22 protein-coding genes, 2 tRNA genes and 1 riboswitch are annotated in these 26,303 nt (G+C 67.5%); of the genes, 12 read left to right on the plus strand and 12 right to left on the minus strand.

The features are described from left to right. Positions 1 to 2: 2 nt before the first annotated feature. From ACYQ78_RS36850 to ACYQ78_RS36885, 8 genes are all read right to left on the minus strand, one after another. Positions 3 to 1,868 (minus strand): right-handed parallel beta-helix repeat-containing protein, encoded by a 1,866-nt coding sequence (locus tag ACYQ78_RS36850; protein ID WP_459805620.1) that lies wholly within the window; start codon positions 1,866 to 1,868, stop codon positions 3 to 5. Beyond that, positions 1,865 to 3,979 (minus strand): right-handed parallel beta-helix repeat-containing protein, encoded by a 2,115-nt coding sequence (locus ACYQ78_RS36855; protein WP_459805621.1) that lies wholly within the window; start codon positions 3,977 to 3,979, stop codon positions 1,865 to 1,867. The genes ACYQ78_RS36850 and ACYQ78_RS36855 overlap by 4 nt, the downstream gene beginning before the upstream one ends. Beyond that, on the minus strand, positions 3,979 to 5,229 hold the full coding sequence (locus tag ACYQ78_RS36860) for a glycosyltransferase family 2 protein (protein WP_459805622.1): 1,251 nt from the start codon (positions 5,227 to 5,229) through the stop codon (positions 3,979 to 3,981). Before ACYQ78_RS36860 ends, ACYQ78_RS36855 begins: the two co-directional genes overlap by 1 nt. Positions 5,230 to 6,096: 867 nt before the next feature. Continuing rightward, complete coding sequence (locus ACYQ78_RS36865; RefSeq protein ID WP_459805623.1) at positions 6,097 to 7,017, minus strand: coiled-coil domain-containing protein; 921 nt, start codon at positions 7,015 to 7,017, stop codon at positions 6,097 to 6,099. A gap of 55 nt (positions 7,018 to 7,072) precedes the next feature. Continuing rightward, a riboswitch (cyclic di-AMP (ydaO/yuaA leader) is annotated at positions 7,073 to 7,210 on the minus strand. A 76-nt stretch (positions 7,211 to 7,286) separates the two neighbouring features. Then, positions 7,287 to 8,303: a galactose-1-phosphate uridylyltransferase gene (locus ACYQ78_RS36870; protein ID WP_459805624.1), complete on the minus strand. Its 1,017-nt coding sequence runs from the start codon at positions 8,301 to 8,303 to the stop codon at positions 7,287 to 7,289. Next, entirely contained in the window at positions 8,304 to 9,077 is a 774-nt protein-coding gene (locus tag ACYQ78_RS36875) for a DeoR/GlpR family DNA-binding transcription regulator (RefSeq protein ID WP_459805625.1), read from the minus strand. It abuts the gene before it with no gap. A 68-nt stretch (positions 9,078 to 9,145) separates the two neighbouring features. Next, on the minus strand, positions 9,146 to 9,718 hold the full coding sequence (locus ACYQ78_RS36880) for a TIGR03086 family metal-binding protein (protein WP_459805626.1): 573 nt from the start codon (positions 9,716 to 9,718) through the stop codon (positions 9,146 to 9,148). Positions 9,719 to 9,777: 59 nt separating this feature from the next. Beyond that, on the minus strand, positions 9,778 to 10,992 hold the full coding sequence (locus ACYQ78_RS36885) for an ion channel protein (protein WP_459805627.1): 1,215 nt from the start codon (positions 10,990 to 10,992) through the stop codon (positions 9,778 to 9,780). Between the two features lie 153 nt (positions 10,993 to 11,145). Here ACYQ78_RS36885 and ACYQ78_RS36890 point away from each other — a divergent pair, with 153 nt between their 5' ends. Next, on the plus strand, positions 11,146 to 11,562 hold the full coding sequence (locus ACYQ78_RS36890) for a DUF7144 family membrane protein (RefSeq protein ID WP_459805628.1): 417 nt from the start codon (positions 11,146 to 11,148) through the stop codon (positions 11,560 to 11,562). Between the two features lie 3 nt (positions 11,563 to 11,565). Here ACYQ78_RS36890 and ACYQ78_RS36895 read toward each other — a convergent pair whose 3' ends face one another. Then, a complete protein-coding gene (locus ACYQ78_RS36895; protein WP_459805629.1) occupies positions 11,566 to 13,302 on the minus strand; it encodes an ATP-binding SpoIIE family protein phosphatase in 1,737 nt (578 codons plus the stop codon). 246 nt (positions 13,303 to 13,548) lie between these two features. Continuing rightward, positions 13,549 to 13,622, minus strand: a tRNA-Pro gene (locus ACYQ78_RS36900). Between the two features lie 90 nt (positions 13,623 to 13,712). Between ACYQ78_RS36900 and ACYQ78_RS36905 the strand changes: the two genes are divergently transcribed. Beyond that, a tRNA-Gly gene (locus ACYQ78_RS36905) sits at positions 13,713 to 13,786 on the plus strand. Between the two features lie 159 nt (positions 13,787 to 13,945). Next, on the plus strand, positions 13,946 to 14,332 hold the full coding sequence (locus ACYQ78_RS36910; protein WP_459805630.1) for a hypothetical protein: 387 nt from the start codon (positions 13,946 to 13,948) through the stop codon (positions 14,330 to 14,332). Here the strand turns inward: ACYQ78_RS36910 and cutA are convergent. Beyond that, positions 14,322 to 14,663, minus strand: a complete 342-nt coding sequence (gene cutA / locus ACYQ78_RS36915; RefSeq protein WP_459805631.1) for a divalent-cation tolerance protein CutA — start codon at positions 14,661 to 14,663, stop codon at positions 14,322 to 14,324. The two genes, ACYQ78_RS36910 and cutA, sit on opposite strands and share 11 nt — an antisense overlap. Before the next feature lie 24 nt (positions 14,664 to 14,687). Here cutA and ACYQ78_RS36920 point away from each other — a divergent pair, with 24 nt between their 5' ends. Genes ACYQ78_RS36920 through ACYQ78_RS36930 form a run of 3 tightly spaced genes read left to right on the plus strand, consistent with a single transcriptional unit; the run spans position 14,688 to position 16,959 of the window. Beyond that, positions 14,688 to 15,155, plus strand: coding sequence for a flavoprotein (locus tag ACYQ78_RS36920; RefSeq protein ID WP_459805632.1), 468 nt, complete (start codon positions 14,688 to 14,690; stop codon positions 15,153 to 15,155). Positions 15,156 to 15,160: 5 nt separating this feature from the next. After that, entirely contained in the window at positions 15,161 to 16,057 is an 897-nt protein-coding gene (locus ACYQ78_RS36925) for an SDR family oxidoreductase (RefSeq protein ID WP_459805633.1), read from the plus strand. Next, positions 16,054 to 16,959, plus strand: a complete 906-nt coding sequence (locus tag ACYQ78_RS36930; protein ID WP_459805634.1) for a GNAT family N-acetyltransferase — start codon at positions 16,054 to 16,056, stop codon at positions 16,957 to 16,959. Before ACYQ78_RS36925 ends, ACYQ78_RS36930 begins: the two co-directional genes overlap by 4 nt. 186 nt (positions 16,960 to 17,145) lie before the next feature. Here the strand turns inward: ACYQ78_RS36930 and ACYQ78_RS36935 are convergent, their stop codons facing one another. Then, positions 17,146 to 17,613, minus strand: coding sequence for an ATP-binding protein (locus tag ACYQ78_RS36935; protein ID WP_459805635.1), 468 nt, complete (start codon positions 17,611 to 17,613; stop codon positions 17,146 to 17,148). A 264-nt stretch (positions 17,614 to 17,877) separates the two neighbouring features. Here ACYQ78_RS36935 and ACYQ78_RS36940 point away from each other — a divergent pair, with 264 nt between their 5' ends. The 6 genes from ACYQ78_RS36940 to ACYQ78_RS36965 all read left to right on the plus strand — a co-directional run bounded on the left by ACYQ78_RS36940 (position 17,878) and on the right by ACYQ78_RS36965 (position 25,922). Continuing rightward, entirely contained in the window at positions 17,878 to 18,747 is an 870-nt protein-coding gene (locus ACYQ78_RS36940; protein WP_459805636.1) for a helix-turn-helix domain-containing protein, read from the plus strand. A 173-nt stretch (positions 18,748 to 18,920) separates the two neighbouring features. Next, a complete protein-coding gene (tig, locus tag ACYQ78_RS36945) occupies positions 18,921 to 20,300 on the plus strand; it encodes a trigger factor (protein ID WP_459805637.1) in 1,380 nt (459 codons plus the stop codon). Between the two features lie 212 nt (positions 20,301 to 20,512). Next, entirely contained in the window at positions 20,513 to 21,157 is a 645-nt protein-coding gene (locus tag ACYQ78_RS36950; RefSeq protein ID WP_459805638.1) for a ClpP family protease, read from the plus strand. Positions 21,158 to 21,168: 11 nt separating this feature from the next. Next, a complete protein-coding gene (locus tag ACYQ78_RS36955; RefSeq protein ID WP_459805639.1) occupies positions 21,169 to 21,813 on the plus strand; it encodes an ATP-dependent Clp protease proteolytic subunit in 645 nt (214 codons plus the stop codon). Positions 21,814 to 22,013: 200 nt separating this feature from the next. Next, positions 22,014 to 23,291, plus strand: coding sequence for an ATP-dependent Clp protease ATP-binding subunit ClpX (gene clpX / locus ACYQ78_RS36960; protein WP_459805640.1), 1,278 nt, complete (start codon positions 22,014 to 22,016; stop codon positions 23,289 to 23,291). Positions 23,292 to 23,339: 48 nt separating this feature from the next. Further along, positions 23,340 to 25,922, plus strand: a complete 2,583-nt coding sequence (locus ACYQ78_RS36965; RefSeq protein ID WP_459805641.1) for a valine--tRNA ligase — start codon at positions 23,340 to 23,342, stop codon at positions 25,920 to 25,922. The last annotated feature ends 381 nt before the right edge of the window (positions 25,923 to 26,303 follow it).

Genomic DNA, 26,303 nt, shown 5'->3' on the forward strand with positions numbered 1-26,303 from the left:
GGTCAGTTCCTCTCGGCGGACGCCCCGGTGAGCGACCAGACCGGGCGCTCCTCCATGACTGCCTGCCTCTCGTACGGATTGACGACGCGACGCCCGACCCGGGGCCCGTTGTTGCCCAGGGCCCGGATCGCGGAGATGGCGATGACCAGGATGACGCCGAACCAGATCAGGTTCATCGGCTTGGCGATGCGCTTGACCGTGGTCCAGAAGTCCGCGGTGTCCTGCCAGCCGTCAACATTGTTGGTGGTGACCGCCTTCACGCCGGTGGCGCGGGCGGTGTCGAGCGCGCTGCGGCCGGCGCCGCCCAGAGTGTTACCGGTGATCTCGGTCCCGGTCGCGACACCGAGCACCGAGACGCCGTGCAGCGTCGCCTGGTTCACGGTGTTGCCGTTCACCTCGGCCTCGGCGTTGCGCAGGTAGACGGCCGTCGGGACGTTGCTCACGATGTTCCCGACGATCTTGGCGCCGGTGACGCCGTCGCGGACGGCGATGCCCTGGCTCCACTGACCGCTGATCCGGTTGCCGGAGACCCGGACACCCGTCGCGTCCTTGTTCACCACGATGCCCGTCTGCCCGCCGGTGACCTCGGTAGTCTGCACCGACAGGTCGACGCCGCCCTGGATCTCCACGCCGTAGCGCTTGTTCTCCTTGGCCCACGAACTGGTGACCGAGCTGCCGCCGAAGCTCGTCAGCGACTCACCCGAGGCCGACGGGCCGCGGGCCAGCGGCAGGCCGCTGATGGTGAAGCCGTTGCCGCCGTTGGCGACCGCGCCGGAACCGGTGATCGTCACGTTCTGGGTGCCGCGCGAGAGCACGAACCCGTCGCCGCGCGACCCCGTCACCGTGGTGTTCTCGATGGTGGCGTTGCGGGCGAAGCGGTGCAGCAGCACCCCGTCGACCAGGCTCCCGGCCACGGTGACGTTGGCCATCCGCGTCTGGTTCGAGGCGGTGATGAAGATGCCGTAGGCGTTGCCCTTGATCGCCGTCTCGGTGATCTCACCGGTGACCAGGTTCGCCTCCGGCAGCTTGTACGCCACCTTCTTCAGGCCCTGGCCGTCGGTGATCTCCACCTGGTCGTCGCCGCCCATGCGGGGCACGAGCGTGCCGCCCGGGAGCAGCACCTTCTCGTCGGTCGGCGGCGTCGGGGTGGTGACGTCGGCGTCGAGCGTGGTGCGGTCGCTGCCGGTCAGCGCGAGGCCGCCGGTCGCGCCGCTCCAGAACCCGAGGTACTCGACCTGGGCGTGGCTCATCCGCAGCTCGCCGCCGATGACCCGGACGTAGGCCCGCCCGTCGTTGACGCGCGTGTCGGCCGTGTTGATGTTCGGGTCCCAGCTCGTCAGGCGGACCGGGTTCTGCGGCGACCCGTTGATGCGGATGCTGGCGCCGAAGCCGACGATCGTGGCGAACGACCCCGGCTCGCTGCGCATCCGGATCACCAGTGGGCCGGTCGCGTTCTGCAGCACCAGCTTGGCGTTCGGGCCGACGAACAGGTTGATGCTGAGGATGTACGACCCGTCGTTCTGCTTCTGGAAGTACTCCCCGCCCATCTTCTCCAGGTCGGCGACCCGGTAGGCCTCCCGCCGCGACGGCAGCACCAGCGTCTGGCCGTTGGCCGAGCTGGAGATGTGCGGCTGACGGGCCCGCTGGGCGTTGGGGCCGCCCCGGGCGATCGCCGACATCAGCGTCGCCCGGGTCTGCATGATGCGCAGGTCCTCCTGGTCGACCAGGTTCGACTGCTGCTTGGCGTCGGCGGCGCTGACCTCGTCGACCCCGGGGGTCGGCGCGGGCCGGTCGGTGTACGACACGTACGCCCAGACGCTCGCCCCCAGCAGGAGCACCACGAAGAACGTGATCCAGGCCTTCTTCATCGCCCGCCTCCCACGGTGACCGTCGGCACCGTCGGCTGCGTCGGCCGGGGGCGCCCGTTGAACCCGCGGCCGTGGTCGCCGGTGGCCGGGTTCGCCAGGGTCCAGGCCGGGCGTTCCTCCATCGCCTTCTGCAGCTCGTACGGGTCGACGATGCCCCGGCGGCGCCGGTCCATGACGCCGCGCGAGCGCAGGGCGGAGACGAGGATGAGCAGGATCACGCCGGCCCAGATGACGTTCATCGGCTTGACGTAGCGCTTGGCCTTGCTCCAGAAGGTCGAGGTGTCGACCCACTGCTCCTCATTGTTGTTGTGGTCGTTCACGTCGCCGGTCGAGCGCGCGGTGCTGACCGGGCTGGTGCCCGAGCCCACGATGGTGTTGCGGGCGACCTCGGACCCGTCGGCCAGGCCGACGATGGTGACGCCGTGGGCGTTCGGGTCCTTCAGCGTGGTGATCTTGTTGCCGACCACCCGGCCGCTGGCGTCGCGCATGTACACGCCCGTCGGGCCGCCGGTGATGGTGTTGCCGGAGACGTAGGCGTTCTTGACGCCGTCGCGCAGCGCGATGCCCTGACGGACCTGGCCGGTCAGCTTGTTGCCCGACAGCTGCACGCCCTCGGCCCCGGCGCGGACCACGATGCCCATGTCGCCGCCGACGACCTCACTGGTCTGCACGGCCTGCCGGATGCCACCCATGATCTCGATGCCGTAGCGGCCGTTGCCCTTGGCCACACTGTTGTTGACCGAGCTGTCGCCGTAGACGGCGAGCGACTCGCCGGAGGCCGAGGGGCCGTGGGCCAGCGCCCGGCCGTCGAGGGTGAAGCCGTTGCGGCCGTTGTTCTCGGCCAGGCAGTCGTTGACCTGGACCTTCTCGGTGGCACGGGAGAGCACGAAGCCGTCGCCACCGCTGCCGGTGACCTCGGTCTTGGAGATCGTGGCGTTCTTGGCGAACCGGTGCATGAACACGCCGTGGACGATGCTGTCGCGGATCTTGTTGTTGATGATCTGCGTCTGGTTCGACCCCGACACGAACAGCCCGTAGGCGTCGCGGGTGATCACGCTGTTCTCGATCTTGCCGGTGACCAGTTCGTCGGCCGGCACGTGGGAAGCGGTGCCGGGCCCGACGGGGTGGGTTTCGACGTCACCGTAGGAACCGCCGCCGGGCTCCTCGGTGTTGCGGTTGAGGCGGTCGGCCTTGTCCTCGTGGCGCTGCGTCTTGGTGCGGTGGCGGTAGGTGGAGGAGGGCCGCTCGGTGCCGGTCAGCGCGATGCCGCCGGTCCGCCCGCTCCAGAAGCCGAGGTCGGAGACCTGGCCGTACACCATGTCGAACGCGCCGCCGACGGCGCGCACGTAGGCGCGGCCGTCGCTGGTGTCGAGGTCGGGCTTGCTGGCCTTGACGTCCCAGCTGGTGATCCGGACCGGCTTGGTCGCGGTGCCCTTGATGTCGATGTTGCCACCGAAGGTGACGATCGAGCTGAAGGACCCGGGGATGCTGCCCATCCGGAGCGTCATCGGCCCGCGGAGCTGGAGAGTCGCCCCGTCGGCCACGAAGATGTGGATGCCCAGCAGGTAGGACCCGTCGGTCATCAGGCGCACGTACTTGCCGTTCTCCACCTTCTGAAGATCCTTCAGGGTGTACGGCTTCGCGTCGTTGCGCGAGGGCAGCACCATCGTCCGGCCGAACGACGACGAGAAGATCTGCGGCGCCTTGCGCTGCGCCGCCGCGATGCCACCGGTCTGCAGCAGCGCGGTCAGGGCCGCCCGCGTCTGCAGGATCCGCTGGTCCTCCATGTCGACGAGCAGCGACTGCGCCTCGGCGTCCTCGGGGGAGACCTTGATCAGCGGCTCCGGCTCGGAGCTCGGGATCTCGGTCGCGTCACCGGGCGCCGTGGCCGGCTCGGCGGCCGGCTTCTGCGTGGGCCTCTCCGTGGGCTTCGCACTCGGGATCGTCGAGGAGATCCCGGTGTCGCCCGTGGCCTCTCCGTCCGCCGAGGGAGTGGCGGACGGCTTGGCCGGGGGAGTGGGGGACGGCGCGGCGGCGGCCGGCATCACGCCGATCGTGAGCGAACAGAGCACCAGGGCCCCGGCCGCTGCGACGATTCTTTTCAGGGCCATCAGGCCAGCCCCTGCAACGTCGCGGCCGTCTGGCCCTCCGAGCCGGCCTGGTCGGACTTGCGGGTCAGCCAGCCCTGCTTGTTCATGGTGATGAACGCGTAGAGCTTGATCGGCAGCGCGATCATGATGATGACCAGGGTCGTCAGCGGCAGCAGCAGGATCTCCTGCGGGTGACGGCGCAGGTGCGACCAGCCGCGGATGCCACGGCCGATGAGCAGCCAGCCGAGGCAGGTGCCGATGCCCCAGGGCGTCAGTTCGAGGCGACTGAAGAACAGGTAGCCCAGCGTGACGCCCATCGTGACGGGCGTGAGCAGGATCTGCAGCACGGTCACCTTGGTGACCAGCGGGGTCTTCCACAGCCAGCCCTTCCACAGGGCGGTCAGGTAGCAGCGGTAGGAGTTGCGGCTCCAGCGGATGCGCTGCTTGAAGAAGGCCCGGAACGAGCTCGGGAACATCGAGATCGCCCGCGCGGACGACTGGTGCACCGTCTTGTACCCGGAGGCCAGCACCAGCCAGGTGAGCCGCCCGTCGTCACCGGCGATGCACCGGCGGCCGAGGAAGAACTCGTTCTCCAGGTGGTGGACGACCGGCAGGATCGCCGACCGGCGGTAGGCGGCGGTGCGGCCGGACAGGCAGGCCACGCCACCACGGCTGCCCATGGCCGGCACGTAGTCGTAGTAGCGCAGGTTGACCAGCCAGTCGGCGATGCGACGCCAGACGCTGGTGGTGCGCTGGAACACGTTCTGCTGAGTGCCGACGCCACCGACCTGGGGGTCCTCGAACGGCATCTGCACCGCGTCGAGGAGACCCGGCTCCCACCAGGTGTCGGAGTCGGCGAACACCACGATGTCGCCGCGGGCGGCCCTGATGCCGACCCCCAGCGCCGAGCGCTTGCCCGAGTGTTCGTAAATGAGCACGCGCAGCCGGGGGTCGTTGACCTCCCGGAGCTTCGCGTGACATTCGGTGTCCGCGATGTCGACGACGATGATCACTTCACCGGGGTTCTGGGAGAGCCAGCTCTCCAGACACCGGACCAGGATCTCCGCGTCCTCACGGAAGGACGGCACCACGACAGAAACGGAGGCGCGGTAACCGTTGACGACGGGCTTGGCCAGCCGGGACAGCACGACCCGGTAGACCCACAACCCCCATACGAGAGCACCGGCCAGGCCCAGCGGGACGATGTCCCGCCAGCTGCCGTTGGCGCTCGATCTCACCAGCCATTCATAGGCGGTATCGAGCCAACTCATGAATCAGACCCCACGACCTTGTTCTCCTGAGCTTTTTCGCACGCGAAAGAACGCCCCGAGTCGTTCCGGGAATCTCAGGAAATGAGATGACCGGCGGAGCTCACTTTTTGTTCGGCTTTAACGTCAACTTCGGACATCGAAGTCAATTAGAAGGTCGGGCCCCTAGGAAGGGGTGAACCCGACTGCCGAGCCGAGACGGCGGGCCCGGTGACCGCGGGCCGGGGAAAAATCAGCGGATCTCACGCTGGTCCTCTCGCGTGGCATGGGAGGGAGATAGTCGGGATCCGCGCCCGTCCGACTGCGAAGAGTCACAGCTGGAACAGGTGCCACAACGGTCCCGAGGTGTACCGTTCCATAAGCTAATTTCGGGATAAGTCGGTGTCAACGGTGCTGTCGTTGAAACTTTTATCTGTAGTGATGGAGTGGCGCAAGGTAAACATGATGCGAAGTCCGTCTTCCCAGGTGGGGTGGGGTAGGAGCTCCAGGTTGGGGGGTTCCTGCACAGTTCCGAGGGTGGTCGTCCGCAGCAGAATTCACATGCGTGTAACCAGGCCTCCGAAAAACGCTGAAACATGATCGTTATGAAACTCGGTAAACCTTCGGGCGCTTCTGCAAATGATCACTTACTTCGGGTTCCGAAGGATGATCACGCGGGTGTGCGAACCGCGGGGGCTGGGCGCGCACACCCGCGTGATCGTGGGTGGGGCAGTTGGTCTGTGGGGGCCGGTGGGGTGTTCGGTGAGGTTTGAGGGGTTTGTGGTCCCATGGTATTCGCAGGGTAGTCGTGCTACCTGAGAACTCCCTGGGTGGGGGCCGGGTGGCCCGCCGGCCGTGGGCTATTTTGCGGTCTTCGCGGGGGTGAGTGGATCAGAACATCGAGATGTGTACGTGGTCGTAATGGTTGGCGGTGTTGCCGCCCCGGTTGCTCATGAACCGCCAGCCGGTGCCGCTGTTGATGCGCTGGCGCCAGATGACGTACTTCACGCCGAGCTTGGTGCGGTTCTTCAGCGCCCAGGCGGCCAGCGAGTCACCCAGCGCCTGGGCCGCGCCGGTCGCCATCGCGCCGCCGGTGGTCATCATGAAGTCGCAGGCGCGGCCGAGCGGGTGCTCGCCGCTGGTGTCGACGCGGAAGCAGCCGATGGTGTTGCTCAGCTTGAAGGCCGACTTGGCCTCCTCACGCATCAGGCGGGTGCGGGCGGTGATGTTGTCGGCGCCGGTCGGCAGCTCGGGCGCCCAGCCGCCGTTGGTGAGCTTGCCGGGGGCGAGGGGGATCAGGTCGTCGAGCTTGTCCTTGATGTCGCCGATCAGCCCTTCGGCCTCCTTACGGCGCTTCTCGATGTCCTTCGACTTCTCGTCGATCTGGACGACCAGGGCTTTGGCCTCGGCCACCGCCTGGGCCTGCGCCTGTTCCTTCTGCTTGTAGTTGCGCACGATCGCGGCCTGCTCGTTGCCGAGCTGCCGGGCGAGCGGCGACACACCCACACCGGGCGGCAGCAGGACCCCGCCGTTGCCGGGGATCGACTGGTAGCTCATGCTGGCCAGCCGGGCCATCTCGCGCTGGGCCACCGCGAACTCCTCTTTCGCCTTCGCCAGCTTCGCCTGGACCGCCTTCTGGGCCGTCTTCGCCTTGGCGAGGTCCTCACGCGCCGCGTGATACTGCTCGATCAGCGAGTTGACCTTCTTGTCGAGGCTGGTGAGCTGCTTGCGCAACTGATCGGCGTCGGGCTTGGGGGCCGCGGTCGCGGGGCCGGGGGTCAGCACGGCCACGAGGGCGGCGACGAGGACCACCACCGGCAACGGGAGCGACCGGTGAGTGCGACGGGGCGACGTGGCGGGCAGCGCCCACTCCTCTCCTAGCGCCTGCCGGGTTAGCTGACGGATTCGGGCGGAGGAGCCCGGGCGCTCGGCGGCGCCTTCACCCCAGGTTCTGGTGGGTCCCCGGCTCCCGGGCGACACGCCCGGGATTAGGCAGGTCCGCCGAGGTCTCGGCGGGGCTGGTGTGGATAGTAGTGGCAAAGAAGAGACAACTGCTACTCAAAGTTGCAGCCTGATGGATATCAGTCTGTTATGTGGCGTTCCATCTTTCCCGATGCGTCCCTGAGCATGGCGGCGGCCTCTTCCGGGAGGACGTCGTTCACGAAGGCCCCCATACCCGACTCGGATCCCGCCAGGTACTTCAGCTTCGCCGGCGCCCTCCTGATGCTGAAGAGCTCCATGTGCACGTACGCCACCTCCCTCCCGAACCGGACCGGCGCCTGGTGCCAGGCGGCGACATAGGGCATGCGCACCCCGAACAGCCCGTCGAGGGCCCGCAGTACCCCGGTGTAGAGCGGCCCGAACGCCGCCCGCTCCTCCGGAGTGAGCGACGGCAGGTCGGGCGCCTGCCGGTGGGGATAGAGGTGCACCTCGAACGGATACCGGGCGGCTCTCGGGACGAAGGCCGTCCAGTGGTCGTTCGTGGCGACCACCCGCTCCCCGGCACGCTCCTCCGCCACCACGGTGGCGAGAGAGCCTGGCCGGGCGACGGTGAGCATCCGCCGGGAGCGGGGTGTCACATAGGGATACGCATAGATCTGCCCATGCGGATGGGGCAAAGTGATGCCGATTTCCTCGCCCCGGTTCTCGAAGCAGAAGACCTGCTCGACGCCGTCGAGTCTGCCCAGCTCAAGGGTGCGGTCGACCCAGGCGTCCATCACCAGATCGGCCCGTTCCGGTGAGAGGTCGGCGAAGGAGGCGTGGTGGTCGTCGGTGAAGCAGACCACCTCGCAGCGCCCGATGGGGCCGCTGAACGAGGGGAACCGGTTCTCGAACACGGCCACGTCGTAGGCCGAGGGGAGTTCCGACCAGGGGCGCCCGGGGCAGAGCGGGCACTCCTCGGGCGGGGGGAGATGGGTGCGGGTCTGCCGGTGACCGGCCATGGCGACCCACTCGTCGAGCACCGGGTCGTGCCGCAGCTCCGAGGGCGCGGGGCGGGGCGGCAGGTCGCGGGGGTCCTTGGCCGAGTGGTCTCGGGGGGCGAGGTCGAAATAGATGAGCTCCCGGCCGTCGGCCAGGTGGGTGAGGTGACGCTTCATTTAGGGTTCCGCGACGATCAGCTCGCCGACGTGCGCGGCGAGTTCCTCACGGGCCTCCTTGTCCAGGCCGGAATCGGTGACGAGAACGTTGGCCCGGTCGAGCCGGGCGATGGTGGAGATGCCGACGGTGCCCCACTTGGTGTGGTCGGCCAGCACGACGAGCTGCTGCGCGGCGGCCACCAGCTCGCGGTCGGTCTCGGCCTCCAGCAGGTTGGGGGTGGTGAACCCGGCCCGCGCGTTCATGCCGTGCACACCGAGCACGAGGGTGTCGACGTTGAGCGACCGGATCGCCTGCACCGCGATCGGCCCGACGAGGGCGTCGGACGGGGTGCGGACACCGCCCACCAGGACGACCGTCTGGTCGGGCCGCCCGGCGCGGTGGAAGACCTCGGCCACCCGCACCGAATTGGTGATGAGGGTCAGGTCGGCGACGTCGACGAGATGGTGGGCGAACGTCCAGGTCGTGGTGCCGGCCGACAGGGCGACCGCGCTGCCCGGCCGGATCAGGTGGGCGGCGGCGCGGGCGACCGCCTCCTTCTCGGGCTGCTGCCGCACCGACTTGGCGGCGAACCCCGGCTCCTCGGTCGACCCGGGCCCGGCGACGGTGGCCCCGCCGTGCACCTTCTCTATGAGGCCGCGGTCGGCCAGCGCCTCGAGGTCGCGCCGGATCGTCATGTCGGAGACGCCCAGGTCGCGGACGAGGTCGGCGACCCGCACCCCGCCCATGCGCCGGACCCGTTCGAGGATCGCCTGCTGCCGTTGCTGCGCCAGCATCGCCCCTCCTCCTCAACACGTTCCAACAAATCATCTCATAGAAGATGTTGGATCGTGGTGGGAGGAGGTCAGTGGGCCTGCCGTCCCCAGGCGGCCAGCAGCCGCGTCTGCGGGTCGGAGTCCTCCGGCACCGGCACGTGTCCGCCGATGATGCCGGAGCTGCGGTAACCCTCCTCGCTGTCGGCGAACCAGTCGGCGCACATCGAGACGAGTTCCGGGTCGAGCCGGTCGGCCACGCCGATGGCGTTCGACAGGTCCCAGGTGTGGATGAGGGCGTCGGCGAACAGTTCGGTGACGTACTCACGTCCGGAGACGTCGCCGAACGACAGGTGCACGGTCCGGTCGAGCACGCCTTCCGCGGAGGCGGCGGTGATGGCGGCGTGGGCGGCGAAGTCGAACGCCTTGAAGGCGTCGTCGCCGAGGAGGTCGCCGTCGAAGACGTCGCCCACTTCGGCCATGCTGCGGCCGGCGAGCAGTTCGGGAGCCCAGAGCGACTCGTAGACGAGGTGGTTGACGAGGGCGTGCACGTCCCAGTCGACACACGGTGTCCGCAGGTCCCACTGGCCGGGCTTGATGAGGTGGACGCGCGTACCGAAGGCGTCCAGGGCCCGGCGGTAGGCGTCTGCGATTCCGATCGTCACATTTCGACGGTAACCCGAACGGGAGCCCACGTCATGGGGCTTCGGACGGAAGTGACAATTTAGGGCATTTCTGGCGCAGCGGGTGGGACGATCATCTGTTTCTTGCCTGTCACCAGCAACCACGCGGGCAGAATCGTCACACAGGCCACGGGAATCAGCGCCACCTCGCCGACGACCGCCACCGCCGCGAACAGGCTCAGCCACCCCTGCTGCGTGATCGCCAGCACGAACCCCAGCACCCCCGACGTCAGCGCCAACGAGAGCGGCACCGCCGGAACCAGCGTGTGGACGGCCACGCCCAGGGCGACGCCCATGAAGATGGCCGGGAAGATCCGCCCGCCCCGGAACCCGCAGGTCGCCGCCACTGTCAGCGCCACCAGCTTCACCACGAGCACCAGGATGACCGTGCCCACGGCGTAGTGCCCCTGGATCAGTTCCCCCGCCTGGGTCAGCCCTTTGAACAGGGACACCTCGCCGCCGAGAACCCCCAGGCCACCGAGGATCAGCCCGCCTGCTGTGACCATGAGCACCGGGTGGGAGATGCGGTGGAAGACCGCATGGGCGTACGGGAACAGATAGACCGCCACCAGCCCGAGAGCCGCGCCGACGAGCCCGATCAGCGATCCCGAGACCAGATCCATCAGCCGGAACCCGGGATAGCCCGGCACCTTCATACTGAGCGACTCCCCGGCGAGGACGGCCGTGGTGAGCGCACCGGCCCCGGCCGCGACGAGCGGCGCGAAGAGCCGGTCCCAGAGCGGCGTCTCGGTGCCCTTCATCGGCATCTCGGAGAGGATCAGCGCCGCCGCCACCGGGGTCCCGAACAGGGCCCCAATGGTCCCGGCCGCGCCCAGGGCGACCCACATCGCGCCGTCGACCTGCGGGAACAGCCAGCGGCCCAGGGCGAAGGTCAGGGCGATGTTGGCGGAGGTGATCGGGTTCTCCGGCCCGAGGCTCACCCCGGACGACAGGGTGACGACGGCCGCCAGCAGCACTCCGGGTACCACCCAGGCCGGCATCGGCGGCGCGACCAGCCCCTCGGTGGCCGGATCGGGTCCGGCGTGGCCGGGAAAGTGCCGGATCAGCAGGCCCGTGAGGGTTCCCGCCAGGGTGAGGACGAGCAGGATCCGCCACCACTCGAACGAGGGCCAGATCAGGTGCTCCAACCATTCGGCAAGCTCGGTGATGCCGAACAGAATCAGACTCGAGCCAACGCCGACCACCAACGCGGGCAAAACCAGTGCCAGCAGCCTGACCCACGTCGCCTTCGGCATTTCCGCGTCCCCCCGGCCTCAATGCACCGGGAATACCCGTGGGCTGCTCAAAAGAAAGTCTCGCATCGCCAATAGTGCGCCATGTGAGGCATTTGTGGCGATTTATGTGGTTATGGTGGCTATTGCTAGTCGACGAGGAAGGAGCTGGTCGCGTTGACCACCGCATCCACGACACCCACTACGGGCGGACGACTGCCGCACCCCTCCAATTGGCTTCGCTTCGCCGGGATCCTCGGCATCGTGGTAGGGCTGCTCAACATCGTCGGCGGGTTCGCCGCGATCTTGAAGAGCCACTACCTCGTGGTCGGATCATCCGGCGTGCTGATCTTCAACCTCACGTCATGGGGCATCATCTGGCTGGTCGCCGGGGTCCTCATGGTCATCGCGGGCGTAGGAATCCTGCAGGGCGCGATGTGGGCCCGGACCTTGGGCATCGTCCTGGCGGCACTGGTCATCCTGGGCCAGTTCGCCTACGCGGGGGCGTTCCCGATCTGGTCGCTCATCGTGGTGGCACTCGCCGTGGTCGTCATCTACGGCCTGGTGGTGCCCCCGCGCGGCAGCATCGCCTAGCGCTCAGGGAAGTCTCTGCTCAACCCAGACGATCTTCCCGAGAGGGGTCGGGCGCGTGCCCCACCGGTAGGTGAGCCGCTTGATGAGCTGAAGCCCGCGCCCGGTGTCGTCCTCCGAAGTCGGAGTGCGCAACGCCGGGACGGTGGGCGAGCCGTCGGCGACCTCGCAGACCAGGGTTCTGCCCCGGCCCCTCAGCAACCTCAGCTCGATCGGCGGCCAGCCGTGCTTGAGCGCGTTGGTCACCAGCTCGCTGACCACCAGTTCGGTGATGTCACAGACCGACCCGAGGCCCCACTCGGCCAGCGTCGCCCGGACGAACCGGCGCGCGTGGCTGACGAAGCGAGGATCGGCCGGCAGCGAGCAGGAGGCGATCTCGTCGGGCGCGAGTTCATGGACCCGGGCAAGCAGCAGCGCGATGTCGTCGCGCTCGTGCCCGGGTCGCTGACTGTTGATCGTCACGTCGCACATCTCCTCCAGATCCTGGCTCGGCCCCGACAGCACCCTGCGCAGCGCCATGATCCCCAGATCGATGTCCCGGTCGCGGCTCTCCACCAGCCCGTCGGTGTAGAAGGCGAGCACCCCACCGGCCGGCAGCACCATCTCCACCGTCTCCAGCGGCTCGCTCCCGATCCCCAGCGGCAGCCCCGAGGGAAGTTCGATGATCTCCGTACGACCGTCGGGATGCAGCAGCACCGGCGGCACGTGCCCCGCCCGCGCCAGCGCGCAGGTGCGGGTCACCGGGTCGTAGGTGGCGTAGACGGCCGTGGCGATCTGGGTCGGATCGAGGTCCTGGCTCATCCGGTTCAGCCGGAACAGCACCTCGTCCGGGGGAAGGTCGAGGGAGGCGAGCGTCCGCGCGGCGGTCCGAAGCTGCCCCATCGTGGCGGCGGCCCGCGTGCCGTGCCCCATGACGTCACCGACGACGAGCGCCGCCCGGCAGCCCGGCAGCGGGATGACGTCGAACCAGTCGCCGCCGACCCCCATGAGGTCGCTTGCCGGGAGATAGCGGGAGGCGATGTCCATCCCGAGCGGCTGGTGCAGGTCGGCCGGGAGCAGGCTGCTCTGCAGCGTGAGGGCGGTGCGCCGCTCCCGGGCGTACAGCCGCGCGTTGTCTATGCAGACGGCGGTGCGCGCGGCGAGCTCCTCCGCGACCGCGACGTCCTGCTCCTCGAACGCCGGCCCACCGGGATTCCGCGTGAAGATCGCGCACCCCAGCACCCGCCCCCGCGCCCGCAGCGGCACGGCGATGAACGACCCGCCCACCAGCAGCTTGGCCACGACGTCGCGGTCGAGGGTCGCCCCGATCAGCTCCGCGGTGTGCTCGTCGAGCTCCGGATACATGATCGGATGCCCGGTCGACATGCACTGCGCCTGCGGAAGCTGCGCGGAGTACACCGTGACCTCGTTGATCGGAAAGGCCTGCACCCACTCGGCCGGATCGGCCTCCGCCACCCCCATGGCGATCCGCCGGACGAGCGCGGTCCCGTCGACCGGCCGCGAGGGGAACTCCCCGTCGATGACGAGCCGGTCCTGAACCATGATCGCCGAAGTGTCGGCGAACCGGGGCACGGCGATGTCCATGAGCTCACGGCTCGTCTCACCGAGATCCAGGGTCGTGCCGATGCGCCGGCTGGCCTCGTTGAGATAGGCCAGCCGCTCCTGAGCCGAGGCCGCCGAGGCCCGCCGCCATTCGAGCCGGTCGCCCGGCGCCGGCGTCTTGATCACGCTGTTCCGGTTCATCAGTTCCGCATCGTAGGGAGGACAACCGCGGCATTTCATGCCTTTTCCCAGACTGTACGGCCCTTTACGCAGTGGATCGCAGGGTCAAGACCACATCGATCGTCCAGGGGTCCCGGAGGGCATAGGTCATCCGCGCGGAAAGGTAGTGTTCGTCGGCGTTCACGACCGAATGACCGGTATCGCGCGAGAGGCGATTTATTACCTGGCGGCCTCGCGCGTCCGACGACGCGCCGAGGCAGATGTGTGTCGGGGTGACAGGATTTGAACCTGCGGCCCCCTGCTCCCAAAGCAGGTGCGCTACCAAGCTGCGCCACACCCCGTTGGCCGCCTGGCGCCGACGCTCCGAGATCTCCGGTACGCTTACGTTTTGACGGCCGGATGAAGTCTAGACCAGATGCCGACCGGCGCGCGCGGACGTAGCTCAATGGTAGAGCCCCAGTCTTCCAAACTGGCTACGCGGGTTCGATTCCCGTCGTCCGCTCCACGTTGAAAGGCCAGGTCACCCCGTGTGGGTGCCCTGGCCTTCGTCATTTCCGATTTTATTTGTCGATCTTGCAGGCCCGACGGACTCCCGGGTGCGATTCGCCGATATGACTACACTGCTGACTCGCCAGTACCGACACAGTCAAAGGGGATGTACGGCATGGAGTCTCGCATCAAGCAGCGATTCGCCGCATTAGTCAGCACGATGCTGGTCGCCACCGGCGTCGGCGTCATCGCGGCCCCGCCCGCCGCGGCCAGCGGCTGCACGCTTCCCCCGTGCGGCCGGGTGGAGAACCAGACCAGCACCTATATCAGCGTGCGCTGGAAGAACAACGACAGTGACCCCTGGTCGACGGCGAGCCTCGCCCCGGGCGCCGGCATGGGCGGCTTCACGCACAGCCCGCGCCGGGACATCGACGGTTTCTACAGCATCCAGGGCTGCCGCACCGCTTATTCGGTGCGCGCGGGCTCGCAGTACTTCGCCTACGGCGGCTGGGTGAAGGTCAGCTCCAACGAGACCGCCAAGGTGCAGTCGATCACCTGTTGATCTCGGGGGCGGGGCCTTCCGTCTCCCGGTCGATCCAGCCCAGATAGTCGGCCGTGCCGATGGCGATCGGCACGGCCACGATCTCCGGTACGTCGTACGAGTGCACCTCGCGCACGCACCCCGACAGATCCCCGAACCGTTCCGCCGTCGTCTTGAACAGCACCAGCCACTCCCGCGACCGCGTCATCTCCCCGTCCCACCAATAGACGGAGGTGATCGGCCCGACGATCTGCGCGCAGGCGGCGAAGCGACGGCCGACCACCGCGTCGGCGAGACGGTCGGCCTCGTCGGGGGATCCGGCCGTGACACGGACCTCAATATGGTCAGGCATGCCTGCACGCTACCCGGGAGACCCATGGACCTCTATGTGATCGTCTGCGCCGCCGGACCGGTGCGGGATCTGCCCGACCTGATCGCCGAAGCCCAATCCCGATCGTGGACGGTACAGATCGTCGCCACCCCCAAAGCGGTCGCCTTCATCGACGAGGCCGACCTCGAGCGGCGTACGGGAAGAAAGGTGCGCGTTCACTACCGTCACCCCAGCGAACCCAAGCCGCCCCGGGCGACCGCGATCGTCGTCTATCCCGCCACGTTCAACACCATCAACAAGTTCGCGCTCGGCATCACCGACACCTATGCCCTGGGCCTGCTGTCCGAGGCGCCCGGTCTCGGCATCCCGGTGACGATGGTCCCGTTCGTCAACGACGCCCTGGCATCCCGGGTCCCGCACCGCAAAGCCGTCGAGACCCTCAAAGAAGAAGGCGTCACGTTCGCCGCCTCGTGGCGGGAGGCCGAATTCTGTCGGTGGCGACCGGCAGACTGACACGCATGACCATTGCACTGGTAGCAGGAGCGACCCGGGGAGCGGGGCGGGGCATCGCCGCCGAGCTGGGTGCGATCGGGGCCACCGTCTACGTCACCGGCCGCACCACCCGCGAGCAGCGGTCGGAATACAACCGGCCCGAGACCATCGAAGACACCGCCGAGCTGGTCACCCGGGCCGGGGGCGTGGGGATCCCGGTGCAGGTCGATCATCTGGAGAGAGACCAGGTCAGAGATCTGGTCGCGCGGATCGAGCGGGAGCAGGGGCGGCTCGACGTCCTGGTCAACAACATCTGGGGTGGCGAGAACCTCTTCAGCTGGGACAAACCCCTGTGGGGACACGACCTCGACGACGGCATGCGCATGCTGCGGCTGGCCATCGACACCCACATCATCACCAGTCATTTCGCGCTGCCCCTCCTGCTGAAGCACGAGGGCGGCCTGGTCGTCGAGATGACCGACGGCACCGCCGAATACAACGCGGCGAACTACCGGGCCACCTTCTTCTACGACCTGGTGAAGAGCTCGGTCATCCGCATGGGGTTCGCGCAGTCCAAGGAGCTCGGGCCGCGCGGGGCCACCGCCGTGGCGCTGACGCCGGGGTGGCTGCGGTCGGAGATCATGCTGGAGCACTTCGGCGTCACCGAGGAGACCTGGCACGACGCCATCAAGACTGAGCCCCACTTCGCGATCTCCGAATCGCCGGCATTGGTGGGCAGGGCGGTCGCGGCACTCGTCCAAGACCCTGACCGGGCTCGCTGGAACGGCGCGTCGCTCTCCAGCGGCGGCCTGGCCCAGGTCTACGGCTTCACCGACGCCGACGGCAGCCGTCCCGACGCCTGGCGCTACATCGTCGAGGTGCAGGACGCCGGAAAGCCGGCCGACACTACGGGTTATCGGTGAGAGATCACCAGTTGACGGCGATCGCCGAGATCGCGGAAATGGGCTTCGAGGTCCGGCTGCGCGGCGGCTGGGCGATGGATTTCGCGCTCGGAGAGGTGACGCGAGACCACATCGATATCGATTGGTTCGCCTGGGCCCACGACGCCGACCGTCTCGAAGCGGCCCTCGTCGAGCGTGGATTCGTTCCCCAGCCGGGTCCGCCGCGCGACCAGCAGCGTGATCTCGCCCGCGACGGCGTCGAGGTCAGCTTCGCGCTGCTCGCCCCCGATCTGACGGTGGCCGGTGGGCCCTACCGGGGTGCCGCCTGGCCCGCGGGGCTGTTCGACGCGCCTATGGGGCGTCTGGGTGCTCTGACCTGCCCGATCATCGGGGTGGCCGCGCAGATCGAGATCAAGGAAATGATGCCCGTGTGGGTTCCGGGCCTGCCACGGAGGGAGAAAGACGTGTCCGATCTGGCGCTTCTGCGAATGCACGTTCGCCTGAGAGAGGTCCGGGAGTCCGATCTCGAGATCTTCCACACCCAGGAGCAGGACCCCGAGGCCACCCGGCGCTCCCGCTTCCCGGCCCGGGAGAAGGAGAGGTTCCTGACCCACTGGCGCGGGCGGATCCTGGGCGACGACACCAACCACGTGCGGACGGTCGAGGTGGGCGGGCAGGTCGCCGGCCACATCCTCACCTGGTGGGAGGGCGACCACCGCTATCTGGGCTACTGGCTGGGCCGGGAGTTCTGGGGGAGCGGCGTCGGCACCCGCGCCCTGACCCTGTTCCTCGAAGAGGAGAAGGCGCGCCCTCTCCACGCCGACCCCCACCAGGGCAATACGGCCTCGGTCCGCCTCCTGGAGCGACTCGGCTTCACCCGCACGACCGTCAACGACGAGGGCTTCGTCCTGTACGTCCTGTGAAACTTTCGACCGGATACGAGATGCTCTCCACGATGACAAGCGTGGAACCTGTTGAAACTCGCCACGGAGCGCATCTCTCGTCCGGAAGCGCTGAGGGCGCGGCCGGTTGGCGCCGGATACGGGGAAGAGCCGGAGACGGCGGGCGGTGCCAGGGTGGGCGGAGCCGTAACGGAGAAAAAGGAAGTTTCAGTCCTGGGCCCGGAACATCGCCCAGACGGCCTTGCCGCCCTCGTCGAGCGGGTCCCAGCCCCACGCCTGGCTGTAGGTCTCCACGATGTACAGCCCCCGCCCGTTCTCCGAGATGAAGTCGGGCTCCTTGGGCGTCGGCACCTCATTACTGGGGTCCGCGACGGCGAGCAGCACGTGAGGTGCCAGGCGGACCAGCATCAGCGTTATCGGGTGCTCGTTGGGCGCCCCGGTTGGATACAGAGCGTAACGAACCGCGTTGGTCACCAGCTCCGAAACGACCAGGGTCGCATCGTCGGTAAGTTCCGAAAGTCCCCAACCCTGCAGCGTTGATCGCGTAACATCGCGTGCGGTCTTGACCGAATCTGCCAGGGGGCGTAACGGGCAGGTGGTGGCATCGGACTCGGGGGCGGTGCGCACGAGGCGCTCGACTCCGACATCGCGGGCGGATATGGGATTATCCAACATCCTGCCCGCACCTCCCGATCGCCAGATTTGAGAACTAGTGCACCTTTAGCCCAATATGCACTAGGCCATCATGGGTCAACGGACCGCCTCCTGCAAGACCCAAATGCACGTGCAGGTGACTTGTGCACTTGCCCAAAACGTTGAGCGATTGTGAAATGGACGGGGGGTTCAAGCCTTGTCTTCCTGGCCGGAAGTGGTGACACTGTGTGGGCTGGGGGTGTCGGCTCGACCTTCTCCGGCGAGTCGAGCAGAAAGGGAGGCGCCGTGACACGTACCCAGCCGGGACAAGGTCCCACGGCGCTGCGGATCCTCCTCGGCACCCAGCTGCGCAGGCTGCGGGAGAACCGGGGGATCACGCGATTCGAGGCCGGACACCTCATCCGGGGCTCCGAATCGAAGATCAGCCGCATGGAGCTGGGCCGCGTCAGCTTCCGCGAACGCGACGTCGAAGACCTCCTCACCATGTACGGAGTGGAGGACGACGCCGCCCGCAAGCCCATCCTCGAACTGGTCAAGCAGGCCAACGAGCCCGGCTGGTGGCACCGCTTCAGCGACGTGCTGCCCGGCTGGTTCCAGGCATACGTCGGCCTTGAAGAGGCGGCCGCCCGGCTGCGCACCTATGAGGTGCAGTTTGTCCCGGGCCTCCTCCAGACCAAGGAATACGCCCGCGCGGTCATCACGGCCGGTGCGGTCGGCTCCGCCCCCGAGGAGATCGCCCGGCGCGTCGACCTGCGGCTCGAACGCCAGCGCCAGGTGCTCGAACGCCACCAGCCGCCCACCTTCTGGGCGGTCATCGACGAGGCGGCGCTGCGCCGTCCGATCGGCGGCGTCGACGTCATGCGCGGTCAGATCCAGCATCTGATCGAGCTGATGGACCAGACGAATGTCACGATCCAGGTGATGCCCTTCCATTTCGGCGGACACGCCGCGGAAGGCGGGGCGTTCAGCATCCTGCGCTTCCCCGAGGCGGAGCTCCCCGACATCGTCTACGTCGAACAGCTCGGCAGCGCCCTCTATCTCGACAAACGCGACGAGGTCGACCGATACAGCGAGGTGATGGAGCGCCTGTGCGCGGTCTCCACCACGCCGACCGAGACGGTCGACATCCTCAGAAAGATCTCGCGCGAGCTCTGAGGCGTCACTCGCGGGGGCTGCTCTGCTCTATGCTGAAGTTTGGCGCTGGACACCCCGCCGCAGTGGAGCATGCCCATGTGCCCTCTTCGTGGGCGCGGTGCGCGTAACGTGCCGCGGTAGCTGTGCATGACGCGCCCGCGATCACCAGATGCTGTTATTTAGGAGACCACCCCGTGAAGACCGCTGTCGAGGAGCTCAGCCCCACTCGGGTGAAGCTCACCGTCGAGGTGCCGTTCGAGGAGCTCGAGCCGAGCCTGAAGGCCGCCTACAAGAAGGTCGCGCAGCAGGTGCGCGTCCCCGGCTTCCGCCCCGGTAAGGTTCCGGCCCGGATCATCGAGCAGCGCTTCGGCCGCGCGGTCGTGCTCGAGGAGACTCTCAACGACGCGCTGCCCGGCCTCTACGGCCGCGCCGTCGACGAAGTCGATCTCTTCCCCGTGAGCCAGCCCGAGATCGAGGTCACCCGGATCGACGACGGCCAGCAGGTCGAGTTCACGGCCGAGGTCGACGTCCGTCCCACCTTCGACCTGCCCGTCTACGAGGGCACCGAGGTCACGGTCGACCCCGCCGTCGTCGGCGACGACGACGTCGACACCCAGCTCGACGCCCTGCGTCAGCGGTTCGCGACGCTGGCCGGCGTCGAGCGCGCCGCGACCAAGGGCGACTACGTCGTGATGGACCTGCGCGCCGAGATCGACGGCCGCAACCTCGACGAGCAGCAGGCCGCCGACGTCTCCTACGAGGTCGGCGCCGGTTCGGTCCTCGAGGGCCTCGACGCCGCGCTCGAAGGCCTGTCGGCCGACGAGGAGAAGACCTTCCGCACCACGCTGGTCGGCGGTGAGAACGCCGGTGAAGAGGCCGACGTGATCATCAACGTCAAGTCGGTCAAGGAGAAGGTCCTCCCCGAGCTCGACGACGAGTTCGCCCAGCTCGCCAGCGAGTTCGACACGCTCGAGGAGCTGAAGGGCAGCATCCGCGAGCAGGTGCGCCGCAACAAGCTGATCGAGCAGGTCGTCCAGGCCCGTGAGAAGGCCGTCGACGCCCTCATCGGCTCGCTCGACATCCCGCTGCCCGAGAGCGCCCTCAAGTCCGAGGTCGACGCGCGCAAGCACAACCTCGAGCACCAGATCGCCGAGAGCGGCCTGAGCCGCGAGGCCTACTTCCGCCTCTACCAGACGACCGAGGAGGAGCGCTTCGCCGAGTTCGACGCCAACTCCGCCCGGGCGCTGAAGATGGGCTTCGTCCTCGACAAGATCGTCAAGGCCGAAGACATCGGTGTGGCCGAGGAAGAGCTGACCCAGTTCGTCGTCCGCCGGGCCGCCCAGATGGGCGTCGCGCCGAACACGCTGGCCCAGCACCTCGCCGACAACGACCAGCTGACCCTCGCGATGATGGAGATCGTCCGCGAGAAGGCCAAGTCGGTCGTGGGCGACGCCGCCAAGGTCGTCGACACCGAGGGCAACGAGGTCGACCTCAAGGCCATCTACGCCGAGCTCAACCCGGAGCAGACTGCTGAGGGGCTCGCGCAGTCCCCGGCCGGTGCCGTCGCCGAGTAACACGCTCATCGCCGTTCATCAGGCCCCCGGTTTCCACCGGGGGCCTCTTGGCATGTGTTCTGTACGTCATGCGAAAGGCGAAAGTCGTACAAACAGGGCGTGGGGGACCATGCGCCGTCAGCGAACACCCGGGTGAGGGGGCATGACCTATCGGCGGCGCGCGTTAGGGTCGAGCAAAGCCAATCGATAACGACGCATCGGAAGGTGACGCTGTGACCAGCCCGCCGACCTTCTTCCAGCCCATCGGCTTCGAGCCTGAGGCGCGTGGCAGAGAGAATGGCCCCGCCCGTTTCGAAGACCAGCTCTACCAGCGTCTGCTGCGCGAGCGAATCGTGGTGCTCGGCACTCAGGTCAATGACGAGGTCGCCAACCGGCTTTGCGCCGAGCTGCTGCTGCTCGCCGCCGACGATCCCAGCCGGGACATCTCGATGTACATCAACTCTCCCGGCGGTTCTGTCACGGCCGGCATGGCGATTTACGACATGATGCAATATGTGCCGAACGACGTAGTCACGGTGGCGATGGGCCTGGCCGCTTCCATGGGCCAGTTCCTGCTCTGCGCCGGCACGCCCGGGAAGCGCTACGCCCTGCCCCACGCCCGGATCATGATGCACCAGCCTTCGGGTGGCATCGGCGGTACCGCCGCCGACATCGCGATCCAGGCCGAGCAGATGCTCTACGTCAAGAAGACCCTGGCGGAGCGCATCGCCTCCCACACCGGGCAGCCGCTCGACCAGATCGAGCGCGACTCCGACCGCGACCGCTGGTTCACGGCCGACGAGGCCAAGGACTACGGCTTCATCGACCAAGTCGTGCGCAGCGCGCGGCAGGTGCCCTCCGAGGGCGCCGTTTCATGACGGGAGCGTCCATGAGTGACCTGATCCGGCCGGGTGACATCAACGGCCGCTACATCATCCCTTCGTTCGTCGAGCGCACGACCTACGGCGTGAAGGAGATGAACCCGTACAACAAGCTGTTCGAGGACCGCATCATCTTCCTCGGCGTGCAGATCGACGACGCGTCGGCCAACGACGTGATGGCGCAGCTCCTGACGCTCGAGTCGCTCGACCCCGACCGTGACATCAGCATCTACATCAACTCGCCCGGTGGCTCCTTCACGGCCATGACGGCGATCTACGACACGATGCAGTTCGTCCGGCCGGAGATCCAGACGGTGTGCCTGGGCCAGGCGGCCTCGGCCGCGGCGGTGCTGCTGTCGGGCGGCACGCCCGGCAAGCGCTTCGCCCTGCCGAACGCCCGGGTCCTGATCCACCAGCCCTCCACCGAGGGCGGCGGCCAGGGTTCCGACATCGAGATCCAGGCTCGTGAGATCCTGCGTATGCGGGACCTTCTGGAGCAGATCGTGGCCAAGCACACCGGCAAGGAGCCGTCCGAGGTCCGTCGCGACATCGAGCGCGACAAGATCCTCAGCGCGGTCGAGGCCAAGGCCTACGGGATCGTCGACGACATCATTCCGTCGCGCAAGCGCCAGACGGCTGCCGTCGCCTCGTAAAAGAGTTCGAAGGTCGCAAGTGCACCGGAACGGTGCCCAATTGGGCACCTTCCGGTGCGACTCACCGCTAGGGGGCTCACTGAGGGCCCGGAAGACGGTAACGTCGAAACCTGAGCGGGATGACGTTTTCGCACCGAAGTGACCGGCGCGAATGGACGGACCGCGGCAGCAGGGTGGTCCCACGCAAAGGAGAGTCTGGGGTGGCACGCATCGGCGACGGGGGAGACCTGCTCAAATGCTCGTTCTGTGGCAAGAGCCAGAAGCAGGTCAAGAAGCTCATCGCTGGGCCAGGTGTCTACATCTGCGATGAGTGCATCGAGCTCTGCAACGAGATCATCGAAGAGGAGCTCTCCGAGTCCTCCGAGCTGAAGTGGGACAACCTCCCCAAGCCCCGCGAGATCTACGAGTTCCTCGACGCCTACGTGATCGGCCAGGACAAGGCCAAGAAGGCCCTCTCCGTCGCCGTCTACAACCACTACAAGCGCGTCCAGTCGGGCGAGCGCGGCCGCGACGACGGGCTGGAGCTCTCCAAGAGCAACATCCTGCTCCTCGGCCCCACCGGCTCGGGCAAGACGCTGCTGGCCCAGACCCTGGCCAAGATGCTCAACGTGCCGTTCGCCATCGCCGACGCCACCGCCCTCACCGAGGCCGGCTACGTGGGTGAAGACGTCGAGAACATCCTGCTGAAGCTGATCCAGGCCGCCGACTACGACGTCAAGAAGGCCGAGACCGGCATCATCTACATCGACGAGGTCGACAAGATCGCCCGCAAGAGCGAGAACCCGTCGATCACCCGCGACGTCTCGGGCGAGGGTGTCCAGCAGGCGCTGCTGAAGATACTGGAAGGCACCACCGCATCGGTGCCTCCGCAGGGTGGCCGCAAGCACCCCCACCAGGAGTTCATCCAGATCGACACCACCAACGTGCTGTTCATCTGCGGTGGCGCCTTCGCCGGCCTCGAGAAGATCATCGAGTCGCGGGTGGGCAAGAAGGGCATCGGCTTCAACGCCATCATCCGGTCGAAGGAAGAAGTCGACTCGGTCGACATCTTCGGCGACGTGATGCCCGAAGACCTGCTGAAGTTCGGGATGATCCCCGAGTTCGTGGGCCGTCTGCCGGTCATCACCAGCGTCCACAACCTCGACCGCCCGGCGCTGATCCAGATCCTCACCGAGCCCCGCAACGCTTTGGTGAAGCAGTACCGCCGGCTGTTCGAGCTCGACAACGTCGAACTCGACTTCACCGACGACGCGCTCGAGGCCATCGCCGACCAGGCGATCCTGCGCGGCACCGGTGCCCGTGGTCTGCGCGCGATCCTGGAGGAGGTCCTCCTCTCGGTGATGTACGAAGTGCCCTCGCGACAGGATGTCGCCCGGGTCGTGATCACCCGCGAGGCGGTCCTCGAACACGTCAACCCGACGCTGATCCCACGTGACCAGCTCAAGCAGCAGCGCACCCCACGCGAGAAGTCCGCATAACACATATTGGGCCGGGGTGCTCGTCCGGAGCTTCTAGAATTGGCTTTCGTGACGACGCCTGAACTGCCGACCCAGTATGCCCCTGCCGACGTCGAGGCCCCCAGCTACGAGCGCTGGGTAGCGGCCGGTCACTTCGGAGCGAGCGCGGTAGACGGGCGAGAGCCGTACAGCATCGTCCTCCCGCCGCCGAATGTGACCGGCTCGCTCCATGTCGGCCACGCCCTCGACCACTCCATCCAAGACGCGCTGACCCGCCGGGCCCGCATGCAGGACAAGGCCGCTCTGTGGCTGCCCGGCATGGACCACGCCGGAATCGCGACGCAGAATGTCGTCGAGCGCGAGCTGGCCAAAGAGGGCCTCTCGCGCCACGACCTCGGCCGTGAGGCCTTCGTCGACCGGGTCTGGCAGTGGAAAGAGGAGTCGGGCGGCCGGATCCTCGGCCAGATGACCAAGCTCGGCGACGGCGTCGACTGGTCCCGCGAACGCTTCACGATGGACGAGGGCCTCTCGCGGGCCGTCCAGACGATCTTCAAGCGGCTCTTCGACGACGGCCTCATCTACCGGGCCAACCGCATCATCAACTGGTGCCCCCGCTGCCTGACCGCGCTGTCCGACATCGAGGTCGAACACCAGGAAGACGAGGGCGAGCTCGTTTCGATCCGCTACGGCGACGGCGCCGACGCGATCGTCGTGGCCACCACCCGCGCCGAGACCATGCTCGGCGACACCGCCGTGGCGGTCCACCCCTCCGACGAGCGTTACGCCCACCTGGTCGGCACCGAGGTCGAGCTGCCGCTGACCGGCCGCCGCATCCCGATCGTCGCCGACGACCACGTCGACCCGGCGTTCGGCACCGGCGCGGTCAAGGTCACCCCGGCCCACGACCCCAACGACTTCGAGATCGGCCGCCGCCACGACCTGCCGTCCCTGACGGTGATGGACGAACGCGGTGTGATCACCGCCGCCGGTCCGTTCGAGGGCCTCGACCGGTTCGAGGCGCGGCCCGCGGTCGTCGCGGCGCTGCGCGCCGAAGGCCGGATCGTCGCCGAGAAGCGTCCCTACCTGCACAGCGTCGGCCACTGCTCGCGCTGCAAGACCGTCGTCGAGCCGCGCCTGTCGCTGCAGTGGTTCGTCAACGTCTCGCCGCTGGCCAAGGCGGCGGGCGACGCCGTCCGCGAGGGCCGCACCCGCATCCACCCGCCGGAGCTGGCCAAGCGCTACTTCGACTGGGTCGACGACATGCACGACTGGTGCATCTCCCGCCAGCTCTGGTGGGGGCACCGCATCCCGGTCTACTACGGTCCCGACGGCGAGGTCGTCTGCGTCGGCCCCGACGACGCGATCCCCGAGGGCTACACCCAGGATCCCGACGTCCTCGACACCTGGTTCTCCTCGGGTCTGTGGCCGTTCTCGACGCTCGGCTGGCCCGAGCAGACCGACGACCTGAAGAAGTTCTATCCGACGACCGTCCTGGTCACCGGCTACGACATCCTCTTCTTCTGGGTCGCCAGGATGATGATGTTCGGCATCTACGCGATGGACGGCCAGCCGCCGTTCAAGACCGTCGCCCTCCACGGCATGGTCCGCGACCAGTTCGGCAAGAAGATGTCGAAGTCGTTCGGCAACGTCATCGACCCCCTCGACTGGATCGAGCGCTACGGCGCCGACGCCACCCGCTTCACCCTGCTGCGCGGCGCCAACCCCGGCTCCGACGTCGCGATCAGTGAAGACTGGGCGGCCGGCTCCCGCAACTTCTGCAACAAGATCTGGAACGCCACCCGGTTCGCCCTCATGAACGGCGCCGTCAGCGACGGCCTGCCCGATGAGCTGACCGCGGCCGACCGCTGGATCCTGTCGCGCCTGCAGTCGGTGGTCTCCCTTGTCGACACGGCCTTCGACGACTTCGAGTTCGCCAAGATCAGCGATGCGCTCTACCACTTCGCGTGGGACGAGGTCTGCGACTGGTATCTGGAGCTCGCGAAGATCCAGATCGCCGGTGGGGGCCAGGTCGCCGAGAACACCAAGCGCGTCCTCGGCCACGTCTTCGACGCGCTGCTACGCCTGCTCCATCCGCTGACCCCGTTCGTCACCGAGGAGCTGTGGCGCGCGGTCACCGGAAAGGAGTCGATCGTCGTCGCCCCCTGGCCGACCTCCGACCCCGGCCGCGTCGACCGGGCGGCCGAGGCGGAGATCGAGGCGGTCCAGAACCTCGTCACCGAGGTCCGCCGCTTCCGTTCCGATCAGGGTCTCAAGCCCGGCCAGAAGGTGGCCGCCCGTCTCTCTCTTTCCGGTACGCCTGTCGCCGCGCACGAAGACGCCATCAGATCGCTGCTGAAGCTCAACCCGTCTGGAGAAGATTTCAGCGCGACCGCCCGGCTCGTCGTGGGCGCCGTCACCGTCGAGATCGACACCGCCGGCACCATCGACGTCGCCGCCGAGCGCAAGCGCCTGGAGAAGGACCTCTCGGTCGCGAAGAAGGAAGAAGCCCAGGTCACGGGCAAGCTCGGCAACGAGCAGTTCATGTCGAAGGCTCCCGACGACGTGGTCGCGAAGGTCCGCGCCCGCGCCGCCCAGGCCGCCGAGGACATCGCTCGGCTCGAGGCCCAACTCGCCGCATTGCCTCAGGTTTAGGCTTTCGTAGCCAGGGAATGATTGCGGGGTTGCCGAAGAAGGTCGCGGCAACCCCGCAGAGGTGCTAACGTTCTTCTTACGCCAGCGGGACGGGCGCGGGCCGGACTCGAGAGAGCCGGAGCGGCCAGATCCCCGAAGCGGACCCAACCAACTTCCTCCGGGAAACCGGCTGATTTGACATCGGCTGCGACCCGGGTAAGTTAGAGGGGTTGTCTTTTCCGCAGGAACCGAAAAAGTGCCAGTTTGACACTAACCGGAACCGCTGAAAAGATAAAGACACAACAGCAACACGAAACACAAGCTTAAAAAAGCAAGTCCGTTTCTTGAGAACTCAACAGTGTGCTAAAAGCCAGTGCATGATGCACAACCCCGTCATTTGAT

The sequence above is a fragment of the Herbidospora sp. RD11066 genome (genome assembly GCF_054661255.1).